Here is a 19,957-nt window from a genome sequence, read left to right as displayed (position 1 = left end):
AGCAGTGAAACCGCTCAGCGCCGATGGTAGTGTGGGGTCTCCCCATGCGAGAGTAGGTCATCGTCAGGCACTTCTTCAGAAACCCCAGCCGTTGGCTGGGGTTTCGTCGTTTAGGGGCCTCCCGTTAGAGTCCCGGAGCCCGGCGCGATTATCGTCAGGCACCTCTTCAGAAACTCCTGCTGTCCAAGTCGGCCCGATCCCGTATCGACACGTTTTATCGAAAGCAACCCAGCTCTAACGAGGCTGGGTTTTTTTATGGCTTCCCAACCTGATGGAGAAAACCGACGGCATGTCCCGTTCAAAAATCGAAACTTCCTCTTCCGCGGAGAGCGGTAGTCGCCCGTCCCTCGGAGATCCCCTGGTACTCGGCCTGAGTATTGGCTTTATTGTGCTCTTCGTCGGTGCTTCCCTCTACGATATCGAGGGAGTGGCCGGTGCTATCTCATCTGGCTTCGCCTGGACGGCGAGGGTGCTGGGCTCCTATTTCCAACTTCTGCTGCTGGCGACCTTCTTCGTGGCGATCGGAGTAGCACTCTCGCCGGCGGCCCGTGCCCGGGTGGGAAATCTCGACACTCCGGAGATGAGTACCTTCAAGTGGCTCTCGATCATCATGTGTACCCTGCTGGCCGGGGGAGGGGTATTCTTCGCTGCCGGTGAGCCCGTCTATCACTTCGTGGTCACGCCACCGGCCTTCGACAGCGAAGCGGGCAGCGCCGAAGCGGTAAGTGGTGCCCTGGCACAATCCTTTATGCACTGGGGCTTCCTGGCCTGGGCGGTGCTGGGATCCTTGACCGCGGTGGTACTGGCCCATGCTCACTATGTTCGCGGGCTTCCGCTGCAGCCGCGCACCCTGCTGGTACCCGTCCTCGGCGAGCGCCTGATGCGTGGCCCCCTGGGCGGGGTGGTGGATGCCTGCTGCGTGATCGCCGTGGTGGCGGGGACCGTGGGGCCGATCGGCTTCCTGGCAACGCAAGTCAGTTTCGGCTTGCATGAGCTGGTGGGGGTCTCCCAGGGGTATGGCACCCAGTTGCTTATCCTCGCCGTGCTGGCCAGTATCTATGTGGCGTCGGCGATGAGTGGCATTCAGCGTGGGATTCAGCTATTGAGCCGCTTCAATGTCCTCCTGGCCCTGGCGATTGCCCTGGTGATCTTCCTGTTCGGGCCGACGCTGTTCCTGATCAATGCCTATACCCAGAGCCTGGGGGCCTATGTCACCTCCTTCTTCACCATGGCCACCATGACCGCGGAGACGGCGCCGGCTTGGTGGATGCAGTGGTGGACGGTGTTTTTCTTCGCCTGGTTTATCGGCTACGGGCCGCTGATGGCGATCTTCGTGGCGCGTATCTCCCGGGGGCGCACCATTCGCCAGATGATCCTGGCCGTGGCGGTGTTGGCCCCTATCGCCACCACCGTCTGGTTCACCTTGCTGGGGGGCTCGGGCATTCACTATCAACTGAGTGGCGCCATCGATCTCACCGAGGCCTTGAATAACTTCCAGTTCGATGTGGCGACCCTGACCGTGGCCCAGGCCTTGCCCGGGGGCACCGGGATGGCCCTGGCGATCCTGCTGCTGACCTCCATCTTCGTGGCCACCACCGGTGATTCCATGAGCTATTCGATCTCGGTCGTAGCCACCGGCCATGATGCGCCGAGTCCGCTGGTGCGCGCCTTCTGGGGCATCGCCATGGCGCTGATGGCGGCGATCCTGCTCTACATGGGGGCCGGCCAGATCGGTGCCCTGCAGCAGTTTATCGTGATCACCGCCATTCCGGTCTCCCTGGTGCTGCTGCCGTCACTCTGGACCGGGCCCCAGGCGGCCCTGGCCATGGCTCGTGAGCAGGGCATCCTGCGCGATTAAAGCGAGCGAATAGGCAACGCAACACGCCCGGCCATTGGCCGGGCGTGTTGCGTTGGGAGGAGCGTTTTGGTCAGCCCACGCCCTGGTCGATCCTGGCGTCGGCGACCGTGCGGAAACCGGTGCAGCTCAATAGGGCGCCCAGCACGGGGTAAGGGTTAGCCCACACCCTGGTCGATCATGGCGTCGGCGACCTTGCGGAACCCCGCAATATTTGCCCCCAACACCAGGTTATGGGGCTGGCCGAACTCCTTGGCGGTGTCGGCGCAACGCTGATAGATGTCCGCCATGATGGACTGCAGCTTCTCGTCCACCTTCTCGAGGCTCCACTGCTGCATGCTGCTGTTCTGGGCCATCTCCAGCTGGCTGGTGGCCACGCCGCCGGCATTGGCGGCCTTGCCGGGGCCGTAGTCGATGCGGGCGTCGAGGAAGCGATCCACGGCGCCGGCGGTGGAGGCCATGTTGGAGCCTTCGCTGATGGCGCGAACGCCATTGGCCAGCATCGCCTCGGCATCCGCTTCGGTCACCTCATTCTGGGTGGCCGAGGGGAAGGCGATCTCGCCCGGAATGCGCCATACCGCGTGACCGTCGGATGGGTAGTCGCGGGCATCGATATAGGTGGCATCCGGGTGATGCTCGACGTACTCGCGCAGGGAGGTGCGCTTGACCTCCTTGAGCAGCTTGAGGGTCTCGAGCTTGATGCCGGCGGGATCATGGAGGCTGCCCTGAGAGTCGGAGCAGGTCACCGGCAGGGCGCCCAGTTGATAGAGCTTCTCGATGGTGTAGATGGCCACGTTGCCGGCGCCCGACACCAGGCAGGTCTTGCCGTTCAGGGTGTCGCCGCGGGCCGCTAGCATGTTCTGGGCGAAGTAGACCGCGCCGTAGCCGGTGGCTTCCTTGCGTCCCAGGGAGCCGCCCCAGTCGAGGCCCTTGCCGGTCAGTACGCCCTCATAGCGGCCGGTCAGGCGCTTGTACTGGCCGAACAGGTAGCCGATCTCGCGACCGCCGACGCCGATGTCCCCGGCGGGCACGTCGGTGGTCGGGCCGATATGGCGATGCAGTTCGGTCATGAAGGCCTGGCAGAAGCGCATGATCTCGGCGTCGGACTTGCCCTTGGGATCGAAGTCCGATCCGCCCTTGCCGCCGCCGATGGGCAGGCCGGTCAGGGCATTCTTGAAGATCTGCTCGAAGCCCAGGAACTTGATGATGCCGGCGTTGACGCTGGGGTGGAAGCGCAGGCCGCCCTTGTAAGGCCCCAGGGCGGAGTTGAACTGGATGCGATAGCCCTTGTTCACGCGCACCTTGCCGCTGTCGTCCTGCCAGCAGACCCGGAACATGATCTGGCGCTCGGGCTCGACGATGCGCTCGATGATGCTGTGATCATGGTAGTGGGGGACCTGGTCGAGCAGGGGGCGCAGGCTGTCGAGAACCTCCTCGGCGGCCTGGTAGAACTCGGTCTGGGCGGGGCTGGTGCGCTTCAGGCGCTCCAGGGTGTCGTGTACATAGGGCATGGGGGTGTCCTGTCGATGGCGCTAAAAAGTGCGACCGCATGGGGCCGCTATCGTTATGAAAAATCCTTCCACATGGCGCACCAATATAATGCAATGCACCCTTATGCAGCAACTGCATGGGTTATACGGAAAAAGGTCGTGAATATGAGGCAAAATCACTTCAAATTGGCGAGCTTTTCTGCACTCATGTGGGGCATTAAGGATAATTCATAGACGTTTATTTAACGAAGAGCCTCGAGTGAATCATGTTTGATAGACTATGGTCGCCACTCGTCGGCGTTGGAGACCCCCGTGACCCTGACTACCCCGGCCCTGTTGTTTCCGGCCATTTCGCTGCTGCTGCTCGCCTATACCAATCGCTTCCTGACCCTGGCGCAGCTGATCCGCAAGTTGGCCGACGAGGAGCGAGACCAGCACCATGAGGTGGCGGCGCGTCAGATTCTGATGCTGCGTCAGCGCATCAGCCTCACCAAGCGCATGCAACTGGCCGGGGTGCTGAGCTTTCTGCTCTGCACCCTGTCGATGTTCGCGCTCTTTCTCTCCCTGGAGATGCTCGGCATGGTGCTGTTCGGCATCAGCTTGCTGAGCCTGTCGGTCTCGCTGATCTACTCCCTGTGGGAGGTCACCATCTCGACCAATGCCCTGAACGTGCAGCTGCAGGATATCGAAGCGCTCAAGCAGTCCCGCGCCCCGCGGGAATGATCTCGACGCGGTGGCGGTGGGCGCTTAGACTTGGCGGCCCCAAAACAGGAGATCAACGTGATTCCCCAGCACCTGCTGCTCTTGTGTCGTCCCGGTTTCGAGCATGATCTGGCCGCCGAGGTTAGTGACAAGGCCGCCGCCCTGGGGTGGGGCGGTGATGCCGCCTTCGTTGCCAATGGTGGCGTGGTCGATTTTCGCGTTGCCGGCGAGGCGCCGGTCAATGGGTTGCATCGTGACCTGCCCCTGGCCCATCTGGTCTTCGCCCGCCAGTCCCTGGTGGCGTTGCCGCCTTTGGTGGGGCTCTCGCGGGAGGATCGTCTATCGCCGATCCTCGAGCAGGTCCAGGCCAGTGGCTGGAGCTTCGAGTCGATCTGGCACGAGACACCGGATACCAACGATGGCAAGGCCCTGGTGGGGCTTAGCAAGGCGCTGGATCGTCCCCTGACGTCGCTGCTCAAAAAGCGCGGCGCCTTGCGGCGCAAGGCCGGCGGGCGGCGCCTGCACTTGTTGTGGACGGCGGGGGATGCGGTGCAACTGGGAATCAGCTTTCCCGGCAATCGCAGCGAGCACCCCGGCGGCATCGTGCGGTTGCGTTTCCCCAAGGCGGCACCGAGTCGCTCGACCCTCAAGCTGGAAGAGGCCTGGCACTGTTTCGTGCCCCGGGACGCGTGGCCGGCGCGGCTCCATGAGGGCATGCAGGCGGCGGATCTGGGTGCCGCCCCCGGCGGCTGGACCTATCAACTGGTGGCCCGCGGCATGCATGTCTATGCCATCGATAACGGCCCCATGGACAAGGCATTGATGGCCAGCGGCCAGGTGGAGCACCTGCGTGAGGACGGTTTCGTCTGGGAGCCACCGGGACGGCTGGACTGGCTGGTCTGCGATATCGTCGACAAGCCGGCCCGGGTCATGGCGATGATCGAGCGTTGGCTGGTGCGGCGCTGGTGTCGCGAGGCGGTGTTCAATCTCAAGCTGCCGATGAAGCGGCGCTGGCAGGAGGTGGCGCGCTGCCTGGCACATCTCGAGGCGAGTCTCGGCGAGGCCGGGGTAAGGGCCGAGCTGCGGTGTCGTCACCTCTACCATGATCGGGAAGAGGTGACGGTACATGTCCGGTTGCTGGACTGAGGTCGTGGCCGCGGAGAGCCGGCTTCAGTAATGCTCGTAGACGCGAATATGCTCGTCTTCGGTGAGCAGCGGCAGGATATGCTGCATCACGCGTTCACGTTCGGTGCTGTTCTGCCAGTCGCGCCAGGCGCTCAGGTCGCGCCACTGGGTGATCAGCAGGCGATGCTCCGGGTGGCGGCGTTCGCGTAGGCTCTCCCCGGCGATAAAGCCGCGGGCATTGATGACGGCGCGCATGGCTTCCCTGGCCGCGGCATCGTATTCTTCTTCGAGCCCCGGCATGATCCGGCGCTCGATGATGATCTTGATCATGTGACTGCTCCCTAGCCGGCTGGCCGAGCCGGCGACGACGTTCGAGGATACTCATGGCCGATACTGCCAACGACCTGCCCAAGGCGGATGCGCATCTGGACACCAGCGGGCTCTACTGCCCCGAGCCGATCATGTTGATGCACAATCGGGTTCGCGACATGCAACCCGGGGAGGTACTGGCGGTGACCGCCACCGACCCCGCCACCACTCGGGATATCCCCAAGTTCTGTAGCTTCCTGGGCCACGAATTGATCCACCAGTCCGAGCAGGACGATACCTACACTTATCTTATCCGCTTGGGCTAAGGCGGCGCCATGGGGCGGCGTAAACGCCGCCTCACGGTTACTTGGCCACCATCAATGCCAGGGCCTCGAGGGTCGCCGGATCCTCCTCCTTGATGCGATTGGCGATCACCCGCTGGAAGAAATAGACCACCCGGTGGCGGCTATGTCCCGGATAGAGGCAGTCGTCGCCCATCAGTACCGGGGTGGCGGTGACGCGGTTCTCGTCCACCAGTAGGGCCTCCACCTCGCCGTTGCTGTAGAGCCGCCAGCCGAACACCTGCTTGAGCTGCCAGGGGGTGTCGTCGTCATCCATGCACAGGGCGTGGGTGCCCTGGTTGTCGGGGAGCTGCTGGATCAGGGTGGTCTCGCCGGTTTCTTCATAGTCGAAATAGGCGGCGGCATGCTCGAGCTCGAAGACCTTGTGTTCCGGGGGGCTGTGGAAGATCTCCTCGGTCTCCGGGTCCCGATAGCCGACGAAGTGGCCATGCTCGGGATCGTCGAGGGCATGGCAGGGCGTCAGGGCCTCCATCCAGGGCACCAGGCCCACGATGTCGCCATCCTCGCGCAGGCCCCAGGCCAGCAAGGGCATGCCGTAGAGGGTGTCGGGGTCTGAGGCCAGGCGATAGAGCATCTCCAGGCCGTCGAGCTCGGGACAAAGGCGCAGCAATCGGCGCTTGGCCAGTTGCCGTTGTCGCATGGTCTCCAGGTCGATGACCTGGGCGGAGCGGGGGGACAGTGGGATACCCATGATTACCCTCCTTGCACGGCGTGGTCACGGCATCGGGTCGACTAGCGGGTCGCCCGCGAAGCGCCTCGGTTCACTATTAGCACAGTCGCCAGTGGAAAGTTAAGCCCCTTGGTTCAGTCCACAGGCCTCGCGGAGCCGTGCCCAGAGCGCCCGGTGGCTGGCCTGGGCCGCCTGGAACTCGGCCCAGGGGGTGGCGGGCGCTTCCAGGGAGAACCAGCGTCGGTGATAGTCGCGGATCGGGGCGCGGGCCACCTCATGGGCGTCATAGAGTCGCGCCAGGGCGCCAAACCAGGTCTCGGCCTGGGTCGCCAGGGTGTCGAGAAAGGGCCTAACCCGGGCGGCGAGCTGCTCCTCATTGACCCGCCGCAAGGCGTCGCGGCGTTCGCAGGCGGCGCCCTGGCGCAACCGGGTGGCGAGCAGGGCATTGGTTTCGGTCAGGCGTTGGTTAGCGAGCATCAGGGTGCGCAGCAGCCGCGCACTGAGCGGGCTCTCCTGCAGCGTCTGGAGATGGCCCTCCAGGGTGGCGGTGTCGAGCCGCCAATCGGGGTTGAACTGGTTGCGGGTCGCGGTCTCCAGGTAGTCGAGGGCGGCCAGGTAGGGGGCCAGGTCATCGACGCCCCCCGGCGTCAGGGGGCGGCTGGCACGGGAGAAGCTGCCCACCCATTCGCTGGAGCCGAGCAGGGCATTCCAGCTGACCCGGGCCAGTTGTTCGCCCTTGATGGCGGCGAGGCGCTCGAGACGCGCCCGGTCGGACGCGTCGAGGGCCTCGGCCACCTCGCTATCCCGGCAGGCGGCCAGTCGGCGCCATAGTTCCAGTTCATAGTGCCAGCGCTGGCTGGGCGGGGCGACACGGCCCAGGGCGCTGTTGCGCTGCGCCACCAGGGTGGTGATATGGCAGCGCCGCAAGGCATGCACGGCGAGGAGGCCTTCGCGTGTCTCGGGGATCTCGAAGAGGCGCTCATCCGGGGCGGGGAAGGCCGGAATATTGTCCGGAGAGGCCGGCGACGGGGGCGTCGTGGTCAGCGCCTCGGCCAGCCGGCGCTGGTAGTCCACCAGCAGGGCGTCGCTGGCGCCCTGCTGGTCACAGCCGACCAGCAGCAGGCCGGCCAGCAGGGTGACGAGTCTAGTCGCTTTGTGCCACATGGCGTCGTCCTTCGCTGACGGCCCGGCTGATCGCCTGAAGACGCCAGCCCAGCAGCAGGGCCGCCACGCTCAGGCCGGCCACCAGGCCGATCCAGTAGCCGTGCACCCCCAGCGGTGCGATCCATGGGCCGAGGCCCCGGGTGCCCAGCCAGTGACCGCCGGCCAGCCCCACCAGCCAATAGGAGATCAGGGTGATCACCATGATGATACGGGTGTCCTTGTAGCCGCGCAGGGCACCGGCCATGGTCACCTGCAGCGAGTCCGAGACCTGATAGAGCATGGCCAGTACCACCAGCGTGAGGGCCAGGCGCTGCACCTCGACATTGTGAGTGTAAAGGGCGATCACCGGTTCCGCGCCGAGCCAGATGATCAGGTTGTTGAACAGCGCGATCCCCAGGCACACGGCGATGCCGTTCCAGGCCACGAAGCGTGCCGAGCGCACTCCGCCGCCCCCCAGGGTATTGCCGACCCGCACCGTCAGCGCCATGCCCAGCGACAGGGGCAGCATAAAGAGTATCGAGGTGAAGTTGAGGGCCACCTGGTGAGCCGCCACCGTGACCTCGCCGAAGCTGGCCACGAAGAGGGCGATCAGGGTAAAGAGGGTCACCTCGACGAAGATCGCCACGCCGATGGGCAGTCCCACCACCAGCAGCTGGCGAATCAGGTGCCAGCTCGGTGGGGTGGGGGCGCGCCAGAGCTCGACCGTGCCGAGGGTCCGGCTGCGCCGGGTATAGCGGCACATGGCCAGCCCCATGGTCCACATGGAGAGCGCCGTGGCGATGCCGCAGCCCCAGGCACCGAGTGCCGGTAGCTGCTGGATCGGTGCCGGCAGCCAGTCGCCGAAGAGTCCGGTGAGGCCGGCTCCGCCGTAGATCAGCACGAAGTTGCTGGGGATATTGACCCCCAGGCCCACCAGGCTGATGGTCAGGGAGGGGCGGGTATGGTTCATGCCGTCGGAGAAGGCACGCAGGGCCTGGAAGAGCGCCACTCCCGGCATGCCGAAGGCCACCGCCGAGAGGTAGCTCGTCGACAGTTCCGCTACCTCCTCGGGGACCCCCATCAGGCGGAAGATCGGCATCACCGTGAACCACAGTAACAGCGCGGCGATCAGTCCCAGGGCGAGCGCCACCCACAGGGCCTGGTGCACATTGGGACGAATTCTCGCCTGGCGCCCGCCTCCCAGCAACTGGGCGACGATGGGGGTGAGTCCCATCAGGGTGCCGGTCATGAACAACATCAACGGCATCCACAGGCTCGACCCCACCGATACCGCGGCCAGGTCGGTGGCGCTCTGGCGTCCGGTCATCATCACGTCGGTGACCCCCATGCCGGCCTGGGCCAGTTGGGCGCCACAGATCGGCAGGGCGAGACGAATCAATAGCGAGGTCTCCCGCCGGCTGGTAGCCAGCAGGGGTGAGGCATGAGCTGCCAAGGGCGTACTCCTTTCAGCGGGGCATCTACTGGGATGCCTGTCCATTCGGGCAAGGCCCCTAGTCTAGCAATAGCCGAGGATATTCGTCGCCGCCCTCGCTCCCTATAATGGGGCCCATTTGCCAGCCGAGGAGAGACCGTGGAGCACCGCCTCGACGACGTGATCGCCCTGTTCGATGGGCTCTTCGCCGACACCTATGCGACCCGATTGGTGCGTGGCGGCGACGAGCCCCTCTATCGCCCCGCGGATGCGGACTGCCCTTACCATCGGGTGATCTTCGCCCGGGGCTTCTACGCCAGCGCCCTGCACGAGATCAGCCACTGGTGCATCGCCGGGGCCAGGCGGCGCCAGCAGGAGGATTACGGTTACTGGTATCTGCCCGATGGCCGCGATGCCGAACAGCAGCACGCCTTCGAGGCGGTGGAGGTGGCGCCCCAGGCCCTGGAGTCGCTGTTCGCCGCGGCGGCCGACCGCGACTTCCATGTCAGCGTCGACAACCTGGGGGAGGTCGAGGTGGATCGCCACGCCTTCCAGGCGCGGGTGACGGCGAGGGCCGAGCGCTATCTCGAGGAGGGGCTGCCGCGGCGTGCCGCGGCCTTCCGGAAGGCCCTGACGGCCTACTATCGCCAGGGGCAGTCACTCGGGGCGGCGATTGCCCGTGGGCGAGCGATGCTGGCCCCCACGGCGCTACCCGCCTAGCATCGCCGGGGCCAGTCACTCGGGGCGGCGATCGCCCGTGGGCGAGCGATGCTGGCCCCCACGGCGCTACCCGCCTAACATCGCCGGGGAGCCGCGGTTTTGCAACGCCACCGCCTTGTCGGCCCCTCAGTCCTCCTCGCGCAGGCGCTGATGCAGGGCCAGCATCACCTGCACCTCCTGGTCGGCGCGCAGCGGCTCCAGGCCCAACTCGCCGAACAACTCATTGCGCAGGCGAAACCACTCGCCGCTGGGCAGGTCGGGGTAGAGCGACTCCGCCGGGGCCAGCTCCACGAAGGGGTCGAGGCCGAAGGCATCGAAGAGCCGCGCCAGGGCCGATTCGTCGTCGCTGATCCCGGCGGTCAGCAGGGTCTCGTTGAAGTGGTCATTCTCCAGCTCGCGGATCACGTCCAGGGGGCTGACGCCGAGCCCCTCGAGCTCCTCCAGGCTGTAGTCTCCCAGGGCGACGAGTTCGTCATGCAGCCAGCTGTCGTCGGGCTGGATCAGGGTGTGCTTGACCTGCCCATCGGGCAGGCTCCAGGCGATGGCCAGGGGCAGGCCGCCTTCTTCTCCGGTCTCGACGGCGATAAAGCCAGGAAAATCGGCCATCTTCAGGATTCCTCTTCGGGCTGGGGCAGGGCAAAGAAGGCACGCGCCGTGGCGCTGGTGGCCTCGGCCAGGGCCGTCGGCGTCTCGCCGCGCCAGTGGGCGATCTCGTCCAGGATAAAGGGTAGCAGCGCCGGTTCATGGCGCCGGCCCTTGAGCTTGGCGGGTAGGTTGCGCGGCAGCAGGTAGGGGCAGTCGGTCTCCAGCATCAGGCGGCTGGCGGGGATGTCCCTTACCAGCTCGCGCAGGTGGTGGCCGCGCCGCTCGTCGCAGATCCAGCCGGTCAGGCCGATATGCAGGTCGAGGTCCAGGTAGCCGTGCAGGGTAGCCCGCTCGCCGGTAAAGCAGTGCACCACCGCCTGGGGAATATCGTCCCGCCAGTGGGTCAGCATCTCGGTCATGCGCCGCCCGGCGTCCCGCTCATGGATAAACAGCGGCAGGCGGCCCTCGGCGGCCTGCTGTAGCTGTGCCTCGAAGGCGCGCTCCTGTTCGGCGGGGGTGGAGAAGTTGCGGTTGAAGTCGAGGCCGCACTCGCCCACCGCCACCACCTCGGGCTGAGCATGGAGTGCCGCCATGGCGGCGGCCAGCTCGCCATTCCAGCGACTGGCATCGTGAGGGTGGACCCCGGCGGTGGCATAGCAGCCGGGGATCTCGCGAGCCAGGGCCACCGCCTGCTCGGCATGCTCCCGGTCGGTGCCGGTGAGGATCAGGGTGGTGACATTGGCCGCCCGGGCTCGCGCGATCACCGCCTCCCGGTCCCGGGTGAAGCTCTCATGGGTCAGGTTGGCGCCAATGTCCACCAGCGGCGCCGGCGCGCGCCGGCGCAGCGCCTCGGGTAGAACGTCATCGAAGTCGGCCAAGGCCAGGATCTCCTTGCTGAGCGGGCGCCTAGTGTAACCAAGCCCACCCGACCTCGGCCATGCGTTACACTAGCGCCTTTGCCGATTCGATGAGGATTGCGTGTGACCCTGTTACGTCTGGAACAGCTGCAGCTCGCCTATGGCCCCCAGGTGCTGCTCGACGGCGCCGAGCTGGTGCTGGAGAAGGGCGAGCGCCTGGCCCTGGTGGGCCGCAACGGCACCGGTAAGTCGACCCTGCTTAGGCTGGTCTCCGGGGAGATCCTGCCCGACGGCGGCACCCTCTGGCGGGCGCCGGGCCTCAAGGTGGGGGTGCTGGCCCAGGACCTGCCGGTGGCCTCCGGGGAGACCATCTTCGACGTGGTGGCCCAGGGCCTGCCCGAGGCCGGTAGCCTGCTCGCCGAGTATCACCACCTGGTGCAGCAGGACGACCCGGACATGAAGCGCATGGCGACCCTGCAGACCCAACTGGAGGCCATCGACGGCTGGTCCTTCAGCCAGCGTATCGATGTGATCCTCACCCGCCTGGGGCTGCCGGCGGACGACCCGATGACCTCCCTCTCCGGGGGCTGGCGGCGCCGCGTGGCCCTGGCCCGGGCCCTGGTGGCCGACCCCGACCTGCTGCTGCTCGACGAGCCCACTAACCACCTGGACCTGGACACCATCGCCTGGCTGGAGGAGCAGCTGCTGGCCTTCAATGGCGCCGTGCTCTTTATCACCCACGACCGTGCCTTCCTGTCGCGGCTGGCTACCGGCATCCTGGAGCTCGACCGCGGGCGCCTCGGCCGCTATCCCGGGGACTACGCCAAGTATCAGGCCCAGAAGGCCCATGAGCTGGAGGTGGAGGCCAAGGAGAACGCCGAGTTCGACAAGAAGCTGGCCCAGGAAGAGGCGTGGATTCGTCAGGGCATCAAGGCCCGGCGGACCCGTAACGAGGGGCGGGTAAGGGCGCTGGAGCAGATGCGTCGCGAGCGCGGTCAGCGTCGCGAGCGCCAGGGCACCGCCAACCTCTCGGTGGACAGCGGCGAGCGTACCGGCAAGCGGGTGGTGGAGCTGATCAATGTCACCCAGCGCTTCGGCGACGAGACGGTGATCCGCGATCTCAGCCTGGAGATCCAGCGTGGCGATCGCATCGGCTTTATCGGTCGCAACGGCGCCGGCAAGACCACCCTGCTGAAGATCCTGCTCGGCGAGCTGGAGCCCAGCGAGGGCCAGGTGCGCCTGGGCACCAACCTCAAGGTGGCCTACTTCGATCAGTTGCGCGCCGGCCTGGAGATGGACAAGAGCGTTTACGACAACGTGGCCCAGGGCAGCGACCGGGTCACCGTGGGCGGCAAGGACCGCCATGTGATCAGTTACCTCCAGGACTTCCTGTTCACCCCGGATCGGGCCCGCCAGCCGGTCAAGGTGCTCTCCGGCGGCGAGTCCAATCGCCTGCTGCTGGCCAAGCTGTTTACCCAGCCGGCCAATGTGCTGGTGCTGGACGAGCCTACCAACGACCTGGACGTGGAGACCCTGGAACTGCTCGAGGAGCTGCTGCTCGACTTCGACGGCACCCTGCTGCTGGTCTCCCACGACCGGACCTTTATGGACAACGTGGTGACTGGGGTGCTGGCCTTCGAAGGCGACGGCCGGGTACGCGAGTACGTGGGCGGCTACAGCGACTGGGTGCGCCAGGGCGGCAAGCTGCCGCCGGCGCCCTGGGAGGGGGCGGCGCGCCAGCGGGCCGAGCCGGTGGCCGAGAGCGTCGAGGCGGCGCCCCAGAAAACGGCCAAGCCCGCCGCCAAGAAGCCCGCCAAGCTCTCCTACAAGCTGCAGCGGGAACTCGACGGCCTGCCGGCGCGTATCGAGCAATTGGAAGCGGAGGTGGCCGAGTTCGAGGCCAAGGTGGGCGATCCCGACTTCTACCAGCAGGAGGCCACCCGGGTCACCGCGACCCTGGAGGCGATGGGCGCCAAGCAGGCGGAGCTGGACGAGGCCATGGAGCGGTGGATGGAGCTGGAGGCGCTCGCCGCCGGGGAGTAAGCGAAATTCGCTACTGCGCTCGATACTGTGACCGCCGGCGGCCAGGATATCGAGCGCAGCAGTCAATCAGTGCTTGCGTTATTCGTCGCTCTCTTCGCCCTTCTTACCGACCCGCACCGCCAGCACATCGCACTGGGCGCCGTGCAGCACCCCGGTGGAGGTGGAGCCCAGCAGCAGGGCGAAGCCGTGGCGTCCATGGGAGCCCACCACGATCAGATCCACGTCATGCTCCTCGGCGAAGCGGTGGATCTCGGTGTCGGGCATACCCACCACCACGTGCTGGTTCTCCTTGGGCACCTGGTGGGGATCGGCGATCTCCGCCAGGCGCTGCTTGGCATGCTCGTCGAGCTGATCCTGGATGCTGGTGAGATCCATGGGGATATCGCCGCCATAGGCGAAGCCCAGCGGCTCCAGGGTGTGCATGATGGAGAGCTTGGCCTGGTTGCGCTCGGCGATGGGCAGGGCGCGTTCTAGGACCTTATGGGAATCCTTGGTCAGATCGACGGCGACCAGGATATGGCGATATTCGTTGCTCATGGGACTCCTCGCATGGCGACAGCGGGCTGATACCCCTTACTCTAGGCGCTCTAGTGGGCCCGGAACAACGACTTATATCAACGTTTTGTGACATTCAGTGAGGCAGCCGATGACCTGGCTAATCATTCTCTTGGCACTGGCGCTGGTGGTATCGCCGGTGATGTGGCTCAAGCCCAGCCCCCGCCAGAAGCGGGTGGCCGGCCTGCGCAATGCCGTGATCAAGGCGGGGGTGGAGGTGAAGCTGGAGGTGCCGCCCCTGCATGATACCGACAAGGCGATGCCCGCCTATCGCTGGCGCTACCCCCAGGAGCGTCCCGGCCCGACCTTCGTGCTGGTGCGCGACAGCGAGTCGGGGGAGTCGCTAAAGCCCTGTCATGCCGGCTGGCGCTGGCGCACCGAGCCGTTGCGGCCCCTGCCGGAGGCGGCTAGGGCGCGCCTCTTCGCCCTGCTGGAGCGGCTGCCCCAGGATGCCCTGGTGCTGGAGTCCAACGAACACACCCTGACCCTCTGGTGGTACGAGTCCCAGACCGCCGAACGCTTCCTGAGCTACCGGGAGGATTTCCTCTTCCTGCGCGACCAGCTGGCGGGACGCCCGGATCGGCCTCGGCCCGCGCCTCGGGCGTGATGCTTGGCCATCAACGACGAAGGCGGCACCCTCAGGGTGCCGCCTTCGTGTCTGGGACCCATCGGCCGGGTCAGGCCTCGCCGTCGCGTCCCTGCAACCGCAGGCCATTCTCCTCGATGCGTGCCAGCAGGCCATCGAGCTGATAGACCTCGTCGTCGCTGAGGCCCGCCAGCATCTCCTGGCGTGCCTCGGCCACCACCGCATCGATCTGCCGCAGCAGGGGGGTGGCCGCCTCGGTGAGGTAGATGCGCTTGGTGCGGCGATCCTGATCGCAGGGGCAACGCTCCACCAGGCCCTGCTCGGCGAGTTGATCCAGGGTGCGCACCAGGGAAGGAGCCTCCACGCCGATGGCCCGGGCCAGGTCGCACTGGGGCTGGCCATCACCGAGGCGCCACAGATGATAGAGGGTGACCCAGCGGGTCTGGGTCAGGCCCAGGGGCGCCAGGCGCTGGTCGAGGATGGCCCGCCACAGGCGCGGCAGGCGAGAGAGTCGGAAACCGATATTCTGGTGCATGGGACGTCGTGTTTGCAGGCTAATAGTTACATTGTCCGGAGGCATCGAGCCCTTTGCAAGCCTGGGCCGCCGCTATCGGCGCCACCCAGCGTGGAAAGTGCGTTGTCGGGGCTAGTCGCGGGCCCTGCCCGGCAGCATGCGCCGCCATTCCAGTCCGGGAATGTCCGTGGTCAGCCGGATCCCGTCATCGGCTCGCTCGCCTCCCGTCTCGTCCACCCTGAAGCGCAGGCTGCCCAGGCGCTGACCGGAGCCGGTGACGATATCGATACGCCAGTCGCCGCCGGAGGACTCGGGAAAATTGAGCTTGTGGCTCCAGGCCCGGTAACCCGCCTCACGACCGCCGCGCACCCTCAGGGGGATGCGGTCGAGCAGTTCGCCCCGATGGCGCCATTCGTGGTAGATGGTCTCCTCCAGGCCGCGGGGCGCGCGAATCGCCGTATAGGCGTAGAGGCCGGTGCGGGCCAGGGCGTCGGGGGTCAGGTCGACCTCGCCCACCGGGGTACGGCTGTCGCGATCCAGCGCCGGGGCCAGGGCGCTGTCGGTCAACCAGAGGTGGGCGGTGGGGACCCAGGCACGCCCCGACCAGGCAACGCCGGCCAGCACCAGCGCCACCCCCAGCAGGGCCAGCCAACTGCGCCAGCCCTTGGGTTGCAGCAGATGGGTGAGGCTCGGCAGGGCGAAGACCACCATGGCCAGCAGGGCATAGCCCAGGCTCTCGGCGGTGGTCAGGGAGAGCAGCAGCGGCAGGGTCACCAACACCACCACGAAGACGCATTGGGCGTGGAAGGCGAAATAGAGCCAGCGCAGGCGCCCGGCTAGCCGATAATAGAGGGGGTCGATGATCGACAGTAGCCCCAGGCCGATCAGCAGCAGGGTGAACAGCGCCTGGCCGCTGGTCCAGACGGTAGTCACCAGCAGGAAGGGGAGGCAGAAGAATAGCGTCTCCTGATGGATCAGCTGGGCGATAAAGGCGGTGACGCCTCTGGGCAGGGTCGGGTAGCCGCGGCGAGCCAGCCAGCGGCCGATCAGTCCCTCGCCGAGCAGCAGCCCCCAGGCCAGTAGCATGCCCAGGGCCAACACCCCGCCCAGCCACTGCTGGCGATCCACCAGGAAGAAACTCAGCACCCCGGCGCCGAAGGCGATGGGCGGCCAGACCCAGAGGTAGGGCCGCAGCCGGGTCAGCAGGGCCTCGATATCGGCCTGCAGCCGCCGCAGGCGTGGATGCGTGTCGAGGGCTGGGGAGACGGGGAGTTCGGGCATCACGGGCCTCGTGGCAATAACGCTCGGCGCAGGCTAGCAGGGTCGGCCGGGGTTAGGGAGTCGCCGCCGGGCGACAGGCGGTGCAAGGATGGCGTAGTCAGTATCGACCATCCGCCGAGAGAGGGGGGCTTGACGTGACGCCCGAGCTGACCCAAGCTAATGCCAAATCAAACGGCCGTATGAATGCATACTGTCTTCCGGCATCCAACCCTGTGTGGAGATACGTGGATGATTTATCAAGGCAATGCCATCACGCTGGCGAAGAACGGCGAGGGGATCGCCCGACTCACCTTCGACCTCAAGGACGAGTCCGTCAATAAGCTCTCCGCTGCCGTGATCGAGGAGCTGGGCGAGGCCGTCAAGGCCCTGCAGGGCGAGAGCGACCTCCGGGGGCTGGTGATCGACAGCGCCAAGGAGGTGTTTATCGTCGGCGCCGATATCACCGAGTTCCACGGCGTCTTCGAGAAGGACGAGGCCTTCCTGGTGGAGATGAACCAGCGGGTTCACGCCATCTTCAATGCCATCGAGGATCTTCCCTTTCCCACCGTCACCGCCATCAACGGCATCGCCCTGGGCGGCGGCTGCGAAGTGGCGCTGACCACCGACTACCGGGTGATGGCCGACTCCGCCAGGCTGGGTCTGCCCGAGACCAAGCTGGGCATCCTGCCGGGCTGGGGTGGCTGCGTGCGCCTGCCGCGGCTGATCGGCGCCGACAATGCCATCGAGTGGATCGCCGGTGGCACCGAGAACAAGGCCGAGGCGGCCCTGAAGATGGGCGCCGTGGACGTGGTGGTGCCGGGCGAGGCGCTCGACGCCGCGGCCCTGGACCTGCTGGCCCGTGCCGCCCGCGGTGAGCTCGACTACCGGGCCCGCCGCGCCGAGAAGACCTCGCCGCTCAAGCTCGGGCCCATCGAGCAGATGATGGCCTTCGAGACCGCCAAGGGCTATGTGGCCGGCAAGGCCGGGCCCCACTACCCGGCGCCGGTGGAGTCGATCAAGGTGATCCAGAAGGGCGCCGGGGAGTCCCGGGAGCGGGCCCAGGCCATCGAGGCCAAGGCCTTCGCCAAGCTGGCCAAGACCGACGTCTGCTTCAACCTGGTGGGGCTCTTCCTCAACGACCAGCTGGTCAAGAAGAAGGCCGGCAAGTACGCGAAGCAGGTCGCGCCGATCCGTCAGGCCGCGGTGCTGGGCGCCGGCATCATGGGCGGCGGCATCGCCTACCAGAGCGCCTCCAAGGGCACCCCCATCCTGATGAAGGACATCAAGGAGGAGGCGCTGGAGCTGGGCCTCAAGGAGGCCCGCAAGCTGTTTGCCAAGCAGGCGGAACGCGGCAAGCTGACCACCGAGCAGATGGCCGAGAAGCTCAGCCATATTCGTCCGACCCTCTCCTACGGTGACTTCGGTCACGTCGACCTGGTGGTCGAGGCGGTGGTCGAGAACCCCAAGGTCAAGGAGGCGGTGCTCACCGAGCTGGAGGACCAGGTGGACGAGGCGGCCATTCTCACCTCCAACACCTCGACCATCTCCATCGACCGCCTGGCGGCGAACCTCAAGCGCCCCGAAAACTTCTGCGGCATGCACTTCTTCAACCCGGTGCACCGCATGCCCCTGGTCGAGGTGATCCGCGGCGCGAAGACCTCGGACGCCGCCGTGGCCGCCACCGTGGCCTATGCCCGGGCCATGGGCAAGACCCCCATCGTGGTCAACGACTGCCCGGGCTTTTTGGTCAACCGGGTGCTCTTCCCCTATTTCGGTGGCTTCAGCCTGCTGATGAAGCAGGGCGCCGACTTCCAGCGCGTCGACAAGCTGATGGAGAAGTTCGGCTGGCCCATGGGTCCCGCCTACCTGCTCGACGTGGTGGGCATGGACACCGCCGTGCACGCCGGCGAGGTGATGGCCGAGGGCTTCCCGGAGCGCATGGGTAGCCTGGGCGGTGGCGCTAAGGGGGAGAGCCAGAGCGCCATCCAGTTGATGTTCGAGAATGACCGCCTGGGTCAGAAGAACGCCAAGGGCTTCTACGCCTACGAGGAAGACAAGAAGGGCAAGCCGAAGAAGGTGGTGGACGAAGCCGCCATCGCCCTGGTCAAGGAAGTGGCCAAGGAGCAACGCGAGCTCTCCGACGAGGAGATCATCGCCCGCATGATGGTGCCGCTGTGCCTGGAGACGGTGCGCTGCCTGGAGGACGGCATCGTCGGTAGCGCCGCCGAAGCCGATATGGCGTTGATCTACGGCATCGGCTTCCCGCCGTTCCGCGGCGGCGCCCTACGCTACATCGACGCCCTGGGCGTGGCCGAGTTCGTGGCCCAGGCCGAACGCCTGGCCGAGGAGCTGGGGCCCCTCTACGCCCCCACCGAGACCCTGCGGCGGATGGCCGCCGACGGCAGCCGTTTCTACGCCTGATCCACCGCCTGAAGGAGAATGAAGATGAGCTTGAATCCGAGAGATGTCGTGGTGGTGGATGGCGTGCGTACCGCCATGGCCAAGGCCAAGAACGGCGCCTTCCGCCACGTGCGCGCCGAGAACCTCTCCGCCGCCGTGATGGAGGCGCTGCTGACGCGTTCCCCGGGCCTCGATCCCGCCGAGATCGACGACGTCATCTGGGGCTGCGTCAACCAGACCCTGGAGCAGGGCTACAACATCGCCCGCAACGCCGCCATCCTGACCGGCATCCCGCGCAGCGTGCCGGGGCAGACCGTCAACCGCCTGTGCGGCTCCTCGATGAGCGCCCTGCATATCGCCGCCGCCAATATCCGCGCCGGCATGGGCGACGTCTACCTGGTGGGCGGCGTCGAGCATATGGAGCACGTCTCCATGATGCATGGCGTCGACGTCAACCCGGCGGTCAGCAAGCACGCCGCCAAGGCCGCCATGATGATGGGTCTGACCGCCGAGCTGCTGGGCAAGATGCACGGCATCGGCCGCGAGGAGCAGGACGCCTTCGGCGTGCGCTCCCACCAGCGCGCCCAGGCCGCCGCCGAGGCGGGCCGCTTCGACAACGAGATCATCGGCGTCGAGGGTCACGACGAGCGGGGCTTCAAGATCCTGGTCGAGCGCGACGAGGTGATCCGTGCCGATGCCAGCCTGGAGAAGATGGCCGCCCTCAAGCCGGTCTTCGACCCGCGTGGCGGCACCGTCACCGCTGGCACCTCCTCTGCGCTTTCCGTGGGCGCCTCCGGCATGGCGGTGATGAGCTACGAGCGCGCCCAGGCCCTGGGCCTGGAACCCATCGCCCGGGTGCTCTCCACCGGCGTGGCCGGTTGCGATGCTTCCATCATGGGCTATGGCCCGGTGCCCGCCTCCAAGCGGGCCCTCAAGGCCGCCGGCCTGACCATCGACGATATCCAGACCGTGGAGCTCAACGAGGCCTTCGCCGCCCAGGGCCTGCCGGTACTCAAGGACCTGGGCCTGCGCGACGCCATGGACGACAAGGTCAACCTCAACGGCGGCGCCATCGCCCTCGGCCACCCCCTGGGCTGCTCCGGCACCCGCATCTGCACCACCCTGCTCAATGTGATGCAGCAGCAGGACACCACCCTGGGCCTGGCCACCATGTGCATCGGCATGGGCCAGGGCGTGGCCACGGTGTTCGAACGCCTGAAGTAAGCCTCACCCCGCCAGCGAATCCTGGTGCCGCAACGCCGCCCCCGTGTCGCCACGGGGGCGGCGTTGTGCGTTACTAGGTGGCTCGCCCCCCGGCGTCGCAAGTCGGCACGCCCAGACTGTCCCAG

Annotated in this window: 19 protein-coding genes; 9 read left to right on the top strand and 10 right to left on the bottom strand. The window is 66.5% G+C overall.

All coding sequences use genetic code 11. The features are described from left to right. Positions 1-289: 289 nt before the first annotated feature. A complete protein-coding gene (locus NFU04_RS12400; RefSeq protein ID WP_251309762.1) occupies positions 290-1,858 on the top strand; it encodes a BCCT family transporter in 1,569 nt (522 codons plus the stop codon). A 155-nt stretch (positions 1,859-2,013) separates the two neighbouring features. Here the strand turns inward: NFU04_RS12400 and gdhA are convergent, their stop codons facing one another. Further along, positions 2,014-3,366: an NADP-specific glutamate dehydrogenase gene (gene gdhA, locus NFU04_RS12395; RefSeq protein ID WP_251309761.1), complete on the bottom strand. Its 1,353-nt coding sequence runs from the start codon at positions 3,364-3,366 to the stop codon at positions 2,014-2,016. A gap of 291 nt (positions 3,367-3,657) precedes the next feature. Here gdhA and NFU04_RS12390 point away from each other — a divergent pair, with 291 nt between their 5' ends. Both NFU04_RS12390 and rlmM read left to right on the top strand, forming a co-directional pair. Continuing rightward, positions 3,658-4,068 carry a DUF2721 domain-containing protein gene (locus NFU04_RS12390; protein ID WP_251309760.1) on the top strand — a complete coding sequence of 137 codons (411 nt, stop codon included), beginning with the start codon at positions 3,658-3,660 and terminating at the stop codon, positions 4,066-4,068. Positions 4,069-4,119: 51 nt separating this feature from the next. Then, a complete protein-coding gene (rlmM, locus tag NFU04_RS12385) occupies positions 4,120-5,193 on the top strand; it encodes a 23S rRNA (cytidine(2498)-2'-O)-methyltransferase RlmM (RefSeq protein ID WP_459382089.1) in 1,074 nt (357 codons plus the stop codon). Between the two features lie 24 nt (positions 5,194-5,217). Here rlmM and NFU04_RS12380 read toward each other — a convergent pair whose 3' ends face one another. After that, complete coding sequence (locus tag NFU04_RS12380) at positions 5,218-5,502, bottom strand: antibiotic biosynthesis monooxygenase family protein (protein WP_251309758.1); 285 nt, start codon at positions 5,500-5,502, stop codon at positions 5,218-5,220. Positions 5,503-5,555: 53 nt separating this feature from the next. On the opposite strand from NFU04_RS12380, the gene tusA reads away from it, so the two are divergent. Then, positions 5,556-5,807 carry a sulfurtransferase TusA gene (gene tusA / locus NFU04_RS12375; protein ID WP_146802836.1) on the top strand — a complete coding sequence of 84 codons (252 nt, stop codon included), beginning with the start codon at positions 5,556-5,558 and terminating at the stop codon, positions 5,805-5,807. Positions 5,808-5,844: 37 nt separating this feature from the next. Here tusA and NFU04_RS12370 read toward each other — a convergent pair whose 3' ends face one another. The 3 genes from NFU04_RS12370 to NFU04_RS12360 all read right to left on the bottom strand — a co-directional run bounded on the left by NFU04_RS12370 (position 5,845) and on the right by NFU04_RS12360 (position 9,109). Continuing rightward, complete coding sequence (locus NFU04_RS12370; protein ID WP_251309757.1) at positions 5,845-6,534, bottom strand: hypothetical protein; 690 nt, start codon at positions 6,532-6,534, stop codon at positions 5,845-5,847. A gap of 99 nt (positions 6,535-6,633) precedes the next feature. Next, positions 6,634-7,677: a DUF3080 family protein gene (locus tag NFU04_RS12365; protein WP_251309756.1), complete on the bottom strand. Its 1,044-nt coding sequence runs from the start codon at positions 7,675-7,677 to the stop codon at positions 6,634-6,636. Next, positions 7,658-9,109: an MATE family efflux transporter gene (locus NFU04_RS12360; protein ID WP_251309755.1), complete on the bottom strand. Its 1,452-nt coding sequence runs from the start codon at positions 9,107-9,109 to the stop codon at positions 7,658-7,660. The genes NFU04_RS12365 and NFU04_RS12360 overlap by 20 nt, the downstream gene beginning before the upstream one ends. A gap of 138 nt (positions 9,110-9,247) precedes the next feature. Here NFU04_RS12360 and NFU04_RS12355 point away from each other — a divergent pair, with 138 nt between their 5' ends. After that, positions 9,248-9,808 carry an elongation factor P hydroxylase gene (locus NFU04_RS12355; RefSeq protein WP_251309754.1) on the top strand — a complete coding sequence of 187 codons (561 nt, stop codon included), beginning with the start codon at positions 9,248-9,250 and terminating at the stop codon, positions 9,806-9,808. A 126-nt stretch (positions 9,809-9,934) separates the two neighbouring features. Here NFU04_RS12355 and NFU04_RS12350 read toward each other — a convergent pair whose 3' ends face one another. Next, the gene (locus NFU04_RS12350) at positions 9,935-10,414 is read right to left on the bottom strand and encodes a hypothetical protein (protein ID WP_251309753.1); all 480 of its coding nucleotides are present in this window, start codon (positions 10,412-10,414) and stop codon (positions 9,935-9,937) included. Positions 10,415-10,416: 2 nt separating this feature from the next. Beyond that, a complete protein-coding gene (locus NFU04_RS12345) occupies positions 10,417-11,277 on the bottom strand; it encodes a TatD family hydrolase (RefSeq protein WP_251309765.1) in 861 nt (286 codons plus the stop codon). 96 nt (positions 11,278-11,373) lie between these two features. On the opposite strand from NFU04_RS12345, the gene NFU04_RS12340 reads away from it, so the two are divergent. Next, the gene (locus tag NFU04_RS12340) at positions 11,374-13,293 is read left to right on the top strand and encodes an ATP-binding cassette domain-containing protein (protein WP_251309752.1); all 1,920 of its coding nucleotides are present in this window, start codon (positions 11,374-11,376) and stop codon (positions 13,291-13,293) included. Positions 13,294-13,371: 78 nt separating this feature from the next. Here the strand turns inward: NFU04_RS12340 and NFU04_RS12335 are convergent, their stop codons facing one another. Beyond that, complete coding sequence (locus tag NFU04_RS12335) at positions 13,372-13,830, bottom strand: universal stress protein (protein ID WP_251309750.1); 459 nt, start codon at positions 13,828-13,830, stop codon at positions 13,372-13,374. Between the two features lie 109 nt (positions 13,831-13,939). Here NFU04_RS12335 and NFU04_RS12330 point away from each other — a divergent pair, with 109 nt between their 5' ends. Continuing rightward, a complete protein-coding gene (locus tag NFU04_RS12330; RefSeq protein ID WP_251309749.1) occupies positions 13,940-14,455 on the top strand; it encodes a preprotein translocase subunit YajC in 516 nt (171 codons plus the stop codon). A gap of 70 nt (positions 14,456-14,525) precedes the next feature. Here the strand turns inward: NFU04_RS12330 and slyA are convergent, their stop codons facing one another. Then, positions 14,526-14,969: a transcriptional regulator SlyA gene (slyA, locus tag NFU04_RS12325; RefSeq protein WP_251309747.1), complete on the bottom strand. Its 444-nt coding sequence runs from the start codon at positions 14,967-14,969 to the stop codon at positions 14,526-14,528. A gap of 111 nt (positions 14,970-15,080) precedes the next feature. After that, complete coding sequence (locus NFU04_RS12320) at positions 15,081-16,229, bottom strand: DUF5924 family protein (RefSeq protein WP_251309741.1); 1,149 nt, start codon at positions 16,227-16,229, stop codon at positions 15,081-15,083. A 228-nt stretch (positions 16,230-16,457) separates the two neighbouring features. Between NFU04_RS12320 and fadB the strand changes: the two genes are divergently transcribed. Together fadB and fadA are read left to right on the top strand one after the other, a co-directional pair. Then, a complete protein-coding gene (gene fadB / locus NFU04_RS12315; protein WP_251309740.1) occupies positions 16,458-18,629 on the top strand; it encodes a fatty acid oxidation complex subunit alpha FadB in 2,172 nt (723 codons plus the stop codon). 24 nt (positions 18,630-18,653) lie between these two features. Next, on the top strand, positions 18,654-19,832 hold the full coding sequence (gene fadA, locus NFU04_RS12310; RefSeq protein WP_251309733.1) for an acetyl-CoA C-acyltransferase FadA: 1,179 nt from the start codon (positions 18,654-18,656) through the stop codon (positions 19,830-19,832). Positions 19,833-19,957 lie beyond the last annotated feature (125 nt).

Origin of the sequence: Halomonas sp. NCCP-2165 (genome assembly GCF_023708045.1) — a bacterium.
Taxonomy (GTDB): domain Bacteria; phylum Pseudomonadota; class Gammaproteobacteria; order Pseudomonadales; family Halomonadaceae; genus Bisbaumannia; species Bisbaumannia pacifica.
The sequence above is the reverse complement of the archived record's forward strand: the minus strand, read 5'-3'. Positions and strand labels throughout refer to the sequence as shown.